The following is a 13,438-nucleotide window of genomic DNA, read 5'->3' as shown; positions in this document are numbered from 1 at the left end:
GGGGTCCTAGGAGAAGAGACGCCTCCAGGTCTCCGGCCCCGGATAGCCGTCCGCCTCCTTGCCGCGCCAGCCCTGGGCGCGCTGGAACGCCTGGACGTTGCGGCGGTCCGCCTCGCGCCAGCGCGGGCTCGGTCCGGACGTGTAGTGCTTGCCGTAACCGCGCTCGACGAGGCGCTTGCCCAGTTGGGTGACGTACGCGCTGGAGCGGCCGGGCCGGAAGTGGGCGCGCCCAGGGAAGGCCGGCTTACCGGCGTTCGGGCCGTTGGCCGCCGGCTTCTTGGCGGGGATGTTCCTGCCCTGCTTGTTCACCAGCAGCCGCCAGGTGTGCGGTCCCGGCAGGCCGTCCGCCTCCTTGCCGCGCCAGCCCTGGGCGCGCTGGAAGGCCCGGGTCGCCCGCCGGTCGGCCTCCGTCCAGCGCGGATTCGGCCCCACCCGGTAGAACCGCTTGCCGCCGCGCGCCACGAGCATCTCGCCGAGGCGCGTGACGGACGCGTTGTTCTTGCCCGTTCCGAAGCGGGAGACGCCCGGGAACGCAGCGGCCTCCCGCTGTCCCCCGCCGGCGCCGGTGGCGAGGCCCTTGTAGCGGTAGGCGACGTAGGAGGCGGAGTTGTTCCAGTAGGCCATCGGCGTGGCCTGTTTGCGGGTGTGCGGCTTGGTCTGCTCGTACGCCGTGTAGGAGGTGTGCGTGTAGTCGGTCCAGCCGCCGAAGATCGTGACGTGCGAGCCGCCCGTCGGGTCGGCGGGATTGTGGAAGAGCAGGATGTCCCCGGCCTGGAGATCGTCACGCATGATCCGGTCGCCGAACTGGGCGAGGCTGCCGGTCCATTCGTTCTTCGCCAGGTGCCAGGCCATCGAGACATAGCCGGAGCAGTCCTGGCGGTATCCGTCGGACCAGTACTTCGACATGCTGTACGGCACCTTGGCGTCGACCCATTTCTTGGCGCGGTTGATGATCTCCGCGCGGGTGCTGGCGCGCAGCGGTGCCTTCGCCGCGGTGGGCCGGCCGGCGGGGCCGTGCAGCGGCGCGGTGCCGCCCTGTTCGGTGGTCGGCCCCGGTTCCACGGTCCGCTCCCCGGTCCGCTCCCCCGATCGCACGGCGGCGGGGGAGGCGTTCTTCGCCGTCGCCCCCGTTCCCGTGGCTCCCAGGACGACCCCGGCGGCGGTGACCACGACCAGCGCCCTGCGGCAGCCCTGCGCCGAGGGGTGTTCCCCGGCGGCGAGCGTGCGGCGCCGGTGCGCGCATCCCGCGCAGTCGCAGTCCGCGGCGGGCTCGAACTCCTCGAAGACCGGTACGGCAGCCATGTCTGTCCCCTCCGCACTCAGCAAGATCTTCTGACGATGTTTCACGGGCGCCAGTGTCCCAGCGGTATGGACATAACGCATTTTGACGGATCAAAGGTTAAAAAGGATGATTCGACAGGCCGTGGCGCGTCCTCGCGACGGCCAGGGCGGCGGCACGGAGCACCACCGGAGTTCCGGTAGAGTTCTCCAGGTCAGCAGGCGCCGCTAGCTCAGTTGGTTAGAGCAGCTGACTCTTAATCAGCGGGTCCGGGGTTCGAGTCCCTGGCGGCGCACGCGGAACCGAGGCCCCCTCGCCACAGGCGAGGGGGCCTCGGTCGTACCATCGGCGCCCCCTTGGCCGTGCGTACGATCATTTCCAGCCAATGCCTACCGGTCGGAAACCTCCGGCCCGAGAGGGTTCCAAATCGCGCATACGATCGGTTAACGGCCCGTTTCGCCCTTGCGATCATGACTGGGCTCCGAGAACTTATGGTGGAGCCGGTCACCCCAATTGGAAGCCCGGTTTGGGCAGTTGGGCGCGGTTTCGGGGGCCGCTTCCGGTGCGCGGAGCAAGGGGCGGGGGCCCTGTCACGGTCGGAACACGCGACGGGCATCATGCAACCGAAGGGTGACCGTTTCATGTCTGTAGGAACGGTGGCCAGCCACCACTGAACGCCCGGGACAGCAGGTACAGGGGATCCTGCGGCCCCAGGTGACACGACCGACCACAGCACGCGCCGACCCCGCGTGCGGGGGGATGATCAATGACCTCGACGCCGGACGGCACCGGGCAGCCGGAAGACTCTTCGCGGACCACACAGCTGCGGGTGCCCGCCCACCTGCGTGCCGCCACCGCGCGGCTGCGCCCCAGAAAGGCGCTGCCGCGCTACGACTACGAGCACTACAGCCGGCTGGCGGGCCCCCTCACGCAGCCCGACCCGAACCGGCCGTACAGGGTCCGGTACCGCTCGCTGCTCTCGCAGGAACCCCACCGGATACGTGCCGCGCTGCTCCTCGGCGCCGCGCCGCTGCTGTCGCTCGGCCTGTTCGCCTGGCTGATGCAGCCGCAGCACTGGACCGACCGCGACCCGAACCTCGACAACGACCTGCTGCTCGTCCTCGACATCGTCATGCTCGTCTCGATCGGCCTGATCGAGCTGTTCCGGACGATGAACGTGCTGTCCAACGCCCACGCGACGCTGGTGGCACGCGACCCGGTGCCGGTGGTGCCGGAGTCCGGCACCCGCGTGGCCTTCCTCACCTCCTTCGTGCCGGGCAAGGAGCCCCTGGAGATGGTGACGAAGACCCTCGAGGCGGCGGTGAAGATCAGGCACCGGGGTCTGATGCACGTCTGGCTGCTCGACGAGGGCGACGACCCGGCCGTCAAGGAGGTCTGCGCCCGTCTCGGTGTCCACCACTTCTCGCGCAAGGGCGTCGCCAGATGGAACCAGGAGAAGGGCGCGCACCGGGCGAAGACCAAGCACGGCAACTACAACGCCTGGCTCGAGGCGCACGGCGGTGACTACGACTTCTTCGCCTCCGTCGACACCGACCACGTCCCGCTGCCCAACTACCTGGAGCGGATGCTCGGCTACTTCCGCGACCCGGACGTCGGCTTCGTCATCGGCCCGCAGGTCTACGGCAACTACGACACCTTCGTCACCAAGGCCGCCGAGTCGCAGCAGTTCCTCTTCCACGCCCTGATCCAGCGGGCGGGCAACCGCTACGGCGCCCCGATGTTCGTCGGCACCTCCAACGCCGTGCGCATCAGGGCCATCAAACAGATCGGCGGCCTGTACGACTCGATCACCGAGGACATGGCCACCGGCTTCGAGATGCACCGTGCCACGAACCCGGCCACCGGCCACAAGTGGCGCTCGGTCTACACGCCCGACGTACTGGCCGTCGGCGAGGGCCCCACGGCCTGGACCGACTTCTTCACCCAGCAGCTGCGCTGGTCCCGCGGCACGTACGAGACGATCCTCAAGCAGTACTGGAAGGGCTTCGGCACCCTGCCGCCCGGCAAGCTCTTCAACTACACGATGATGATCATCTTCTATCCGATGTCCGCCCTCAACTGGATCCTCGCGGCGCTGAGCTGCGCGTTGTTCCTGGGCATGGGCGCCTCCGGTGTGCAGATCGACCCGGCCATCTGGATGATGCTCTACGGCAACGCCTCCGCCCTCCAGATCGGCCTGTACATCTGGAACCGCCGGCACAACGTGTCGCCGCACGAGCCGGAGGGCTCCGGCGGCCTCGCCGGCATGGTGATGTCGGCGCTCTCCGCGCCCATCTACGCCCGCTCGCTGATGGACGCCGTACTGCGGCGCAAGAGCTCGTTCGTGGTGACCCCCAAGGGTGACTCGTCCAGCCCCGACACCCTGTTCGGCACGTTCCGCATCCACCTGTTCTTCATCGCCGTCTTCGGAGGCTCGCTCGCCTCTTCGTTCTGGTTCGGGCACAACCATCCGGCGATGATCACCTGGGCTTCGCTGGCGCTGCTGATCACGGCCGCGCCGATCTTCGCCTGGCGGTACGGCATCGCCGCGGAGAAGAAGAAGCGCAGGAGACGACACGCGGGAGACGGGCCCCAGGCCGGGCCCGGCTCCGGCGGCCCTCATGTGCCGCAGCAACGGCCCCACTTCGCGGACCCCCGACCAGGTCCCGAAGCGGCCACGGACCAGACCATGCAGATCGCCCTTGGGGGACGTAAGAAATGAGCACGATGCCCGCGCGGCCGAACCACCGCAAGAACCGCGCCCGCCGAATATCCATCGGCGCGGCGGTGATCGTGGTGGTCGCCGGGTTCAACGGGCCCGCCATCTGGCGCTTCGGCTCGGAGCAGTACCACGACTACGAGATCAACAAGCCGGAGTACAAGGCGGCGAACGGACACTGGGACTTCCTCGACGTCCCTTCCGAGTTCAGGATCAACAGCATCCACGCCGCGCTGCTGCACACCGGCAAGGTGCTGCTGATCGCCGGTTCCGGCAACAACCAGAAGAACTTCGACGCCAAGAAGTTCGAGTCGGTGCTGTGGGACCCGGAGACGAACAAGTTCAAGAAGATTCCCACCCCCAAGGACATGTTCTGCGCCGGGCACACCCAGCTGCCCGACGGCAAGCTGCTGGTCGCGGGCGGCACCAAGCGGTACGAGAAGCTCAAGGGCGACGTCACCAAGGCCGGCGGCCTGATGATCGTCCACAACGAGGACCCTGACGCGCCCAAGACCCTGCCCGCGGGTACCAAGTTCACCGGGAAGAAGAACGGCAAGACGTTCGTCTCCAAGGACCCGGTCCTGGTGGAGAAGGCGAAGAAGGTCTTCGATCCGAAGACCGGCCGCTTCCTGCGCACCGAGGCGGGCCTCGGCCGTATCTACGTCGAGGCCGAGCAGTCGGGCAAGCAGTACGAGACGGGCACCGAGGACAACTACCGGGTGCAGGGACTGGGGGGCTCCGACGCGCGCAACGTGTACGGCATCGCCCAGAAACTCGCCCTCGACAAGAAGGACTTCCAGGGCATCAAGGAGGCCTTCGAGTTCGACCCGGTCGCGGAGAAGTACGTCCCCGTCGACCCCATGAACGAGGCCCGCTGGTATCCCACGCTGACCACCCTCGAGGACGGCAAGGTCCTCTCGCTCTCCGGCCTCGACGAGATCGGTCAGATCGTTCCCGGCAAGGACGAGATCTACGACCCGAAGACGAAGACCTGGGAGTACACCGGGGTCATCAGGAAGTTCCCCACGTATCCGGCGATCTTCCTGATGGACAACGGCAAGTTGTTCTACTCCGGCTCCAACGCCGGTTACGGGCCGGCCGACGTGGGCCGCGACCCGGGCGTCTGGGACCTGGACACCAACAAGTTCACCAAGATTCCCGGCCTGTCGGACCCCGACCGGATGGAGACCTCGGCGACGGTCATGCTGCCGCCCGCCCAGGACCAGAAGTTCATGGTCATCGGCGGTGGCGGGGTCGGCGAGTCGGAGAAGTCGAGCGAGAAGTCCCGGCTGGTCGACCTCAAGGCCGACAACCCCCGCTTCAAGGACGGACCCTCGCTGGACAAGGGCACCCGCTACCCGAGCGCCTCGCTGCTGCCCGACGACTCCGTGCTCGTCACCGGCGGCTCGGAGGACTACCGGGGGCGCGGCGGCTCCAATGTGCTCCAGGCACGCACGTACGACCCCGAAACCGGGACGTACAAGCGCGTCGCCGACCCGGCCGTGGGCCGCAACTACCACTCCGGCTCTGTGCTGCTGCCCGACGGACGGGTCATGATCTTCGGCTCGGACTCGCTCTTCTCCGACAAGGCCAACACCCGGCCGGGCGTCTTCGAGCAGCGCATCGAGATCTACACCCCGCCCTACCTCTACCGGGACAGCAGGCCCGAGGTGACCGGCGGCCCGAAGACGATCGAGCGCGGTGAGAAGGGCACCTTCAAGGTCAAGAGCGAGAAGGCGCTGAAGACGGCGAAGCTGATGCGGCCCAGCGCGGTCACGCACGTCACCGACGTCGACCAGCGCTCGATCGCGCTGGAGATGAAGAAGACCGCGGACGGCGTGGAGATCACGGTGCCCGGGAACAGGGCACTCGTGCCGTCCGGTCACTACATGTTCTTCGTGACGGACGAGGCCGGCACACCGTCCGAGGCGGTGTGGGTCGAGGTCCCGTAACGGACCCCTGCACGTGGAAGGGCCCGGCAGCGCGTCCCCGGCTGCCGGACCCCTTCCCGTACCTCTACTTGGTGTTCCGGGCCAGTTCGAGCGCGTACTCGGGCCACCAGTCGCCCGCCTTGGGGCCGCCCTTGCAGTCGCCGTCGGACTCGCCGGGCCGTTTGACCCACAGATAGGCGTCGACGAGCGGGTCGCCCGTCCTGGTGGTCGGGGGCTCACCCAGCGCACGGCCGGGCGGGTTGCACCAGTTCTCCGCCGGATCGCCCTCCGTGTAGGGGCCGTTGCCGTTGCGGCTGGTGTCGATGACGAAGTGCTTGCCGCCGAACTTCTCCGAGAGCTTCTTGCCGAACTGCTTGCTGGCGTCGGTCGGATAGAAGTTGGAGACGTTCACCGCGAAACCGTCGGCCTGCTCCACACCGGCCCGCTTCAGCGGGTCGTACAGCGCGTCCGGGTTGGACCAGCCCGCGTTGCCGGCGTCCAGGTACACCTTCGTCCCCGGCTGCTGCTTCAGCCTCTCCACGGCTCCCTTGAGCAGGTCGTACCGCTCCTCGTGGAACTCCTGCGGCGTGCAGCTGTCCACCAGGTGCAGCACCGCGTCCGGCTCGAGGATCACCGTGGCACGCCGGTCGCCGATGCCCTTGGCGACGCTGTCGACCCATGCCCGGTAGGCGTTCCCGTCGGCGGCGCCGCCCTTGGAGAACTGTCCGCAGTCGCGGTGCGGGATGTTGTAGAGGACGAGCACGGCGTCCCGGTCGGCCTTCGCCGCCGCCTCGGTGATGCCCTCGGCCTCCGCCTCCGGGTCGTCCGGGCCGATCCATTCCCCGGCCGGCTGCTCCGCGATCTTCGTGATCAGTGCGGCGTTCTCCTTCTCGCCGTTCTCGCGATAGGCGGCGACCTGCCGGGCCGCCTTGCCGTCCGGGTTGACCCAGTACGGGTCGTCGCCCTTGGGCTGCTGGCTGACGACCGGCCGGTCGTCCTTGCCGCCGTCGCCGTCGGAGGAACAGCCCGCCGTCAGCAGCACCGCTCCCGCGGCGGCCAGGCACGCTCCCGTCCGGGCACCCAGGCCGACCAAACTGCGGTACATCCACTCCCCCTTGGTGCACAGTGCGTACGGTCCGGCCCTGTGGGTCCCCCCGGACAGGACCGGTCGATCCATCCTGGCACACACCGTGCACCGCTCCGGAAGCCCGCCCGCTGCCGTCGGCATACCCTGACGAGCACCCGGCACGCGCCGCCGGCCGCGGGCGGAGCGGTCCGTCAGGGCGCGGAGACGCCCGTCAGATACGCGTACACGACGACGTTCGCCGTGTAGGTGCCGGCCACACGGTCGAAGGTGCCGCCGCAGGTGATGAGGCGCAGTTCGGCCCGGCCCTCCTGACGCGGGCCGTAGACCTTCTGCGGGTCGAACCGGTCGCGCGAGAAGACCTTGACGTCGTCGATGGTGAACTCCGCGACAGAACCGTCGGCCCGGGTCACCTCGACCTTCTCGCCCGGCCGGGCGGCGCTCAGCCCGTAGAACACGGCGGGCTTCGTCTCCGTGTCGACGTGCCCGACGAGCAGCGCGGCGCCGGGCTCCCCGGGCTCGGTGCCGTCGCCGTACCAGCCCACGGTCTGCGGCGAGTCCAGCGGGGGCGGGTCGACCGCTCCGGCGGCGTCGAGGCCGCGAGGCACGACGGGCGCGGCGATGCCGACGGCGGGAACGGACACCCGGCGCGGCTCCGCGGCGTCGATCGGCCGGTGCGGGGCGGGCATCGGTATGCCTGGCGGGCGGCCCACCGCGGCGATGTCGCCGGTGGTCGGCGCGGAACTGCCGAGGTGCGCGCCCGGGGCCTCGCTCCCCCACAGCCACAGTCCGAGGACCAGCACCGCCCAGGCCACTCCGGTGACGAGCCGGCCGTTGCCGGGGGTCGCGGCGGGGGCTGACGAGGGCGCGGGACGGTCGGCGCCGGACATGACTAGTCGGCGCCCGTCCGCCGGCGGCGGCGGGCGCTGCGCAGGGCCACGACGACGGCGGCCACACCCGCGAGGGCGAGGCCGATGACGGTCTGCGGGGTGCTGGGCCCGGCGTCCTCCGCGTCGACGGTCGAGACCGGGGCGGCGAGCACGGCGGCGCCGCCTCCGCCGGCCCGTACGGGGGCGACGGGTGATTCGTGGGGCCGTGACGCGCTCGGGGACGGGCGGCCCGGTGGTTCCTCGTGCCCGGCGGTGTGCGACGGCCTCGGCCTGGACGGGTGCGACGGCTGCGCCGGGTGGGACGGCCGGTGCGGGTGGCGCTCGACCTGGACGCTGCCCGCGTCCCGGTGGTCGCGGAGGTCGCAGGTGACCCGCAGGGCGTAGGTGCCGGGCTCGGCGTCGGCTCTGACCTTCGCCCTGCCGGTCAGCCAGCCGTGCCCGCCCTTCGCCGACAGTTCGGCGTCCGCGACGAAGGCGTGGGACCGGGCGACGCCGGATCTGTCCCGGCAGCCCACGACGCGGATCTCGACCTCGCCGCCGGGCCGGGTGGCGGCGGGGTTCACCGTGGCCTTCACGGAGTTGCCGGCGAAAGCGGCGGTCGCGGGCGCCATGACCAGCACGGCGGCCACCCCTGCCACACGGAAAGCTATGGAACCAGTACGCATCGTGAACCTCCTGATACCGCCAGAGTCACGCGTCTGGGTCGTTTCCGCATCCGCAGGGCCGGCCGCCGGTCCCTACCGACGTCGCTGACCTGCTCAGATACGGTCGACGAGGTCCGCGATCGAGTCGACGACCTTGGACGGCCGGAAGGGGTAGCGGTCGACCAGCGCAGGGGTCGTGGAGCCGGTGAGCACCAGGAAGGTCTCCATGCCGGCCTCGAGTCCCGCGAGCACGTCGGTGTCCATCCGGTCGCCGATCATCGCGCTGGTCTCGGAGTGCGCGCCGATGGCGTTCAGTCCGGTCCGCATCATCAGCGGGTTGGGCTTCCCCGCGAAGTACGGGTCCTTGCCGGTGGCCTTGGTGATCAGCGCGGCGACCGAGCCCGTCGCGGGGAGCGGCCCCTCCGCGGAGGGGCCGGTGTTGTCGGGGTTGGTGCAGATGAACCGGGCGCCGCCGTTGATCAGCCGGATCGCCTTGGTCAGCGACTCGAAGCTGTAGGTGCGGGTCTCGCCGAGCACCACGTAGTCGGGGTCGTGGTCGGTGAGGATGTAGCCGATGTCGTGGAGCGCCGTGGTCAGCCCGGCCTCGCCGATGACATAGGCGGTGCCGCCCGGCCGCTGGTCGTCGAGGAACTGCGCGGTGGCCAGGGCCGATGTCCAGATGTTCTCCACCGGCACGTCGAGACCCATGCGGGCCAGGCGGGCGTGCAGGTCGCGCGCGGTGTAGATGGAGTTGTTCGTGAGCACCAGGAACGGCTTCCCGGTCTCCCGCAGCTTCTTGATGAAGGCGTCGGCGCCGGGAATCGGGACGCCCTCGTGGATGAGGACACCGTCCATGTCGGTGAGCCAGGATTCGATCGGCTTGCGCTCTGCCATCAGACGGACTCCTGCCGGTGCATGTGTGCGTGCTGGGGCGCCGCGACTGCGCTGTGGCGACTGGGCACAGCCTAATCAGGATGTCTGGAATCTTGACCCGCACGGTCGGCGGCCCGTCTCGGCACCGACGTGGTACGAGCTGCCGGCGTGGCTCAGCGCCGGTGCGGCCGGGTGCGCCGGCGGCGGGTGAGGAGCGCCAGGGCCCCGGCGCCCAGCAGGATCGCGCCGCCGACCCCGATGCCGATACGGGTGAGCGGTCCGGAGCCGGTGGTGGCGAGCTGACCGGAACGGCTCGGCGACACCCCGGCGGGCGTGGTTGCCGGGGTCGGCGACCCGCTGGCGGACGGGTCCGCGCTGGACCGGGCGGGGCTGGGCTCGGTGGACCGGTCCCCCTCTCCCGCCACGACGGTGAAGCGGTGGTCCCCCGACGCCCCCACCCAGTCGCCGTCGTCCCCCTTGCGCTGCACGACGGCGGCGTTGACCGTGACCGTGTTCGAGGGCGTGCCGGCGTCGAGCGAAAGCCTTGTCCGTACGGTGACCGTCCCGCCGGCCGGTACGACGAATCCCTGGAAGCCGTCGAAGACGCCGACGATCTCGTCCTCGCTGGTCTCCTCGAGCACGACCGGGCGCCAGCGGTCCACGTCCTCGTCGTAGAACTCGAGGGTGACGCGGTCCTCGGTGAGTCCCCGGTCCTGGGCGGTGAGGACGAGCACCGGGTGGATCCGGTGACAGGTCTCGCGGGTGCTGTTCGTGAGGTCCACCGACCAGGGGTGGAAGCCAGAGCCCGCCCGGACGGTCCCGGGTCCGCCGTGCAGCCGGGTCTTGATCGGGAACACCGGGTCGGAGGTCTTGCCGCAGGTGGGCGCACGGTCGGCGGGCCGGTCGCCGGACCGGTCCCCGGCCGGCGTGGTGGACGCGGCGGACGGGGCGGAGACCGGTCGGTGGGGGCCGCGGGCGGCGATGGCGGCGGAGCCGCTGACCACCGCGGACGCGATCAGCGCCGCGGCGGCTCCGAGGGCGAGGGCATTGCGCGTTCGCATGAGAGGCAGGCCTTTGCTTGCTCGCGTACTGCCGGGATCGCCCGGGCGTGGCCCGGGACCGTGCCATGTGTGCCCGCCGGCACGGGCATGGCAGGCCCGGTACGGCCGATCAGCGGCTGAACGCCCCTCCTGTCAGCGTATTTCCGGCGCCGGATGATTGGCCTGCGGCCCCTCCTGGGACACGGCGGCGACCGCTTCCGACCGGCCGAAGAGCGGGGCGAGCACGAGCTGGGCGGCGCCGTCGGCGACGATCTGCTCGCCGTCCCCCGCTGCGGCCGTCACCGGGACATCGGCGCGCGGTGCGAGCACGGCACGCACTCCCTGGACGAACTCGTCCGCCGCGGCGTCGACGACACGGCCGCCCAGGAGGACCCGCTCGATGTCGAGGAGTTCCACGAGGTTGGTGGCCCCGACGCCGAGGACGCGGGCGGCGCCCGCGATGTCGCCACGGGCGACCGCTTCCAGGCAGAGCACCTCTATGCAGCCGCGTCTGCCGCAGGTGCACAGCGGCCCGTCGAGCTGGATCACCTGGTGGCCGAACTCGCCCGCGTCGGTGCGTGCGCCCCGGTAGAGCACGCCGCCCAGGACGAGTCCGGCGCCGAGCCCGGTGCCGAGGTGGAGGTAGGCGAAGGAGTCACCGGGGCCGCGCAGAGCGATACCGAGGGCGGCGGCGTTGGTGTCCTTGTCGAGGACGACGGGCAGCCCGAGACGTCCGGCGAGCACGTCACGCAGCGGAAAGCCCTCCCACTGCGGGTACCCGGTGACGCGCTGGGTCACGCCGTTGAAGTGGTCGAGCGGCCCCGGCATGGCGACGCCGACCCCGAGCACCCGCAGACCCGCGGCACCGAGGACGGGACCGGCGGGTCCGGCCGGGTCCGCGTCCGCCAGCAGGACCCCGACCTCGGCCACCGCCTTGGTGACGACCGCCTCGGTGCCGGCGCCGAGGTCCAGTGGGACCTTCCGGTAGGCGACACGGGTGCCGGCGAGGTCGACCAGGACCGCCGTCAGCTCGTCGCGGTCCAGATGGACGCCCAGCGCGTACCCCGCCGAGGGCACCAGGCGCAGCACTGTCCGCGGTTTACCGCCGGTCGACGCACGCTGGCCCGCCTCCCCGACCGTGCCCTCCTCACGCAATCGGGCGACAATCTTGCTGACGGCCTGGGGCGTGAGCCCCGTGCCCTCGGCCAGCTCGAGCCTGCTGATGCCGCCCTCCCCCGCTGTTCGCAGCAGGTCGAGGACGAGCGCCGCATTGTGGCTGCGCAGCGCGGGCAGATTGGCTCCCACTCCCGCCATGCTCCTGTTCACCCCTCCATTGTCCGCCCCGCTTGCACTTTGGCAACACCGTTGCTTAAGTGGACGGCATGACTGGTACCGGCTCTCCCCTCCGCGTCGCACTCATCGGCTACGGCCTGGCGGGCTCCGTCTTCCACGCCCCGCTGATCGCCGCCACCGAGGGACTCGTCCTCGACACGGTCGTCACCTCCAGCCCGGAGCGGCAGGAGCAGGCCCGCGCCGCGTTCCCCGGGGTCCGCGTCGAGGCATCGCCGGACCGTCTGTGGGCCCGCGCCGACGAGTTCGACCTGATGGTCGTCGCCACACCGAACAAGACGCATGTCCCGCTCGCCCGCGCCGCCCTCGAGGCGGATACCGCGGTCGTCGTCGACAAGCCCATCGCCGGTACGGCCGCAGAGGCACGGGCGCTCGCCGCCCTGGCCGCCGAGCGCGGTCTCGTGCTCTCCGTGTTCCAGAACCGCCGCTGGGACAACGACTTCCTGACCCTGCGAGGGCTCATCGAGGCCAGCGAGTTCGGCGAGGTGCAGCGCTTCGAGTCCCGTTTCGAGCGCTGGCGCCCGCAGCTCAAGGGCGGCTGGCGCGAGTCGGGCGACCCGCAGGAGATCGGCGGCCTCCTCTACGACCTGGGCAGCCATGTCGTGGACCAGGCGCTGACCCTCTTCGGCCCGGCGGTGCGGGTGTACGCGGAGTCCGACGTGCGCCGCCCCGGCGCGCAGGCCGACGACGACACGTTCATCGCGATCACGCACGCGAACGGCGTCCGCTCGCATCTGTACGCCAGCGCCACGACCGCGCAGCTCGGCCCTCGATTCCGGGTTCTGGGCTCCGCAGGCGGGTACGTGAAGTACGGCCTGGACCCGCAGGAGGACGCTCTGCGCGCCGGCCGCCGCCCGGACGACGGCGAGCCGTGGGGCGTGGAGCCGGAGTCGATGTGGGGCCGGGTCGGTGCGGGAGAGTCGCCGCTGACGGGCGGGGGCACTCCCGTGGAGACCGTGCCGGGCGACTACCCCGCGTACTACGCGGCGGTCGCCGCCGCGGTGCGCGACAAGGCCGCTCCGCCGGTCACCGCGGAGGAGGCCGCGGCCGCCCTGGACGTACTGGAGGCCGCCCGCCGTTCCGCCCGTGAAGGGATCACCGTCACCGTGGAGGTCACCGCATGAACACGGACACGACGAAGCCGGTCCCCCACCTCACCGTCGACGAGATCGTCCAACAGGAACGGCGGCTCACGCTGCGCCGGTTCACGCACTCCGACGCGTGGGCGCTCGGCAGCATGCTGGTCGAGATGGCGCACCTGCGCGAGGCTCCGGTGGCCATCGACATCCGCCGCGGGGCGCAGCAGCTGTTCCACGCCGCGCTGCCGGGCTCCAGCGCCGACAACGACGCGTGGATCGACCGCAAGAGGCGGGTCGTGGAGCGGTACGGCGAGAGTTCGTACCTGGTCGGGGCACGCCACCGCGCCAAGGGCACCACGTTCGAGGAGTCCTCGCGACTGGATCCGGACCTCTACGCTGCGCACGGCGGCTCGTTCCCGATCACGGTCGTCGGGGCCGGTGTCGTCGGCTCGGTGACCGTGTCGGGTCTGCCGCAGGCGGAGGACCACGCGATGGTGGTCGAGGCGCTGGAGCGCTTCATCGCCAAGTGACACCGTCCTCCGGTCCGCG

Annotated in this window: 11 protein-coding genes and 1 tRNA gene; 5 read left to right on the top strand and 7 right to left on the bottom strand. The window is 70.7% G+C overall.

The annotated features are described in order from the left end of the window. Window positions 1-6 precede the first annotated feature (6 nt). The gene (locus ACIPJI_RS00815; protein WP_402243741.1) at window positions 7-1,302 is read right to left on the bottom strand and encodes a peptidoglycan-binding protein; all 1,296 of its coding nucleotides are present in this window, start codon (window positions 1,300-1,302) and stop codon (window positions 7-9) included. A 198-nt stretch (window positions 1,303-1,500) separates the two neighbouring features. Between ACIPJI_RS00815 and ACIPJI_RS00810 the strand changes: the two genes are divergently transcribed. The 3 genes from ACIPJI_RS00810 to ACIPJI_RS00800 all read left to right on the top strand — a co-directional run bounded on the left by ACIPJI_RS00810 (window position 1,501) and on the right by ACIPJI_RS00800 (window position 5,950). Next, window positions 1,501-1,574: transfer RNA gene (locus ACIPJI_RS00810), tRNA-Lys, on the top strand. Between the two features lie 471 nt (window positions 1,575-2,045). After that, on the top strand, window positions 2,046-4,001 hold the full coding sequence (locus tag ACIPJI_RS00805) for a glycosyltransferase (RefSeq protein WP_402243740.1): 1,956 nt from the start codon (window positions 2,046-2,048) through the stop codon (window positions 3,999-4,001). Then, entirely contained in the window at window positions 3,998-5,950 is a 1,953-nt protein-coding gene (locus tag ACIPJI_RS00800; protein WP_402243739.1) for a galactose oxidase-like domain-containing protein, read from the top strand. The genes ACIPJI_RS00805 and ACIPJI_RS00800 overlap by 4 nt, the downstream gene beginning before the upstream one ends. A gap of 64 nt (window positions 5,951-6,014) precedes the next feature. On the opposite strand, the gene ACIPJI_RS00795 is transcribed toward ACIPJI_RS00800, so the two are convergent. The 6 genes from ACIPJI_RS00795 to ACIPJI_RS00770 all read right to left on the bottom strand — a co-directional run bounded on the left by ACIPJI_RS00795 (window position 6,015) and on the right by ACIPJI_RS00770 (window position 11,774). Beyond that, window positions 6,015-7,034 carry a glycoside hydrolase family 6 protein gene (locus ACIPJI_RS00795; protein ID WP_307706598.1) on the bottom strand — a complete coding sequence of 340 codons (1,020 nt, stop codon included), beginning with the start codon at window positions 7,032-7,034 and terminating at the stop codon, window positions 6,015-6,017. Window positions 7,035-7,207: 173 nt separating this feature from the next. After that, window positions 7,208-7,903, bottom strand: a complete 696-nt coding sequence (locus ACIPJI_RS00790) for a class F sortase (protein ID WP_356621954.1) — start codon at window positions 7,901-7,903, stop codon at window positions 7,208-7,210. 2 nt (window positions 7,904-7,905) lie between these two features. After that, the gene (locus tag ACIPJI_RS00785) at window positions 7,906-8,568 is read right to left on the bottom strand and encodes a hypothetical protein (protein ID WP_402243738.1); all 663 of its coding nucleotides are present in this window, start codon (window positions 8,566-8,568) and stop codon (window positions 7,906-7,908) included. A gap of 93 nt (window positions 8,569-8,661) precedes the next feature. Then, the gene (locus ACIPJI_RS00780) at window positions 8,662-9,441 is read right to left on the bottom strand and encodes an HAD-IIA family hydrolase (RefSeq protein ID WP_159691710.1); all 780 of its coding nucleotides are present in this window, start codon (window positions 9,439-9,441) and stop codon (window positions 8,662-8,664) included. A 152-nt stretch (window positions 9,442-9,593) separates the two neighbouring features. Beyond that, complete coding sequence (locus ACIPJI_RS00775) at window positions 9,594-10,481, bottom strand: hypothetical protein (protein WP_402243737.1); 888 nt, start codon at window positions 10,479-10,481, stop codon at window positions 9,594-9,596. Between the two features lie 132 nt (window positions 10,482-10,613). After that, window positions 10,614-11,774 (bottom strand): ROK family transcriptional regulator, encoded by a 1,161-nt coding sequence (locus ACIPJI_RS00770; RefSeq protein ID WP_356622057.1) that lies wholly within the window; start codon window positions 11,772-11,774, stop codon window positions 10,614-10,616. Window positions 11,775-11,842: 68 nt separating this feature from the next. Here ACIPJI_RS00770 and ACIPJI_RS00765 point away from each other — a divergent pair, with 68 nt between their 5' ends. Further along, window positions 11,843-12,934, top strand: a complete 1,092-nt coding sequence (locus ACIPJI_RS00765) for a Gfo/Idh/MocA family oxidoreductase (RefSeq protein ID WP_402243736.1) — start codon at window positions 11,843-11,845, stop codon at window positions 12,932-12,934. Then, the gene (locus ACIPJI_RS00760; RefSeq protein ID WP_402243735.1) at window positions 12,931-13,419 is read left to right on the top strand and encodes a heme-degrading domain-containing protein; all 489 of its coding nucleotides are present in this window, start codon (window positions 12,931-12,933) and stop codon (window positions 13,417-13,419) included. The genes ACIPJI_RS00765 and ACIPJI_RS00760 overlap by 4 nt, the downstream gene beginning before the upstream one ends. Window positions 13,420-13,438: the final 19 nt, after the last annotated feature.

The sequence above is a fragment of the Streptomyces sp. NPDC086835 genome, assembly GCF_044745705.1.
In the GTDB taxonomy this organism is placed as follows: Bacteria; Actinomycetota; Actinomycetes; order Streptomycetales; family Streptomycetaceae; genus Streptomyces.
This window is presented reverse-complemented; position numbering and strand designations above follow the sequence as displayed.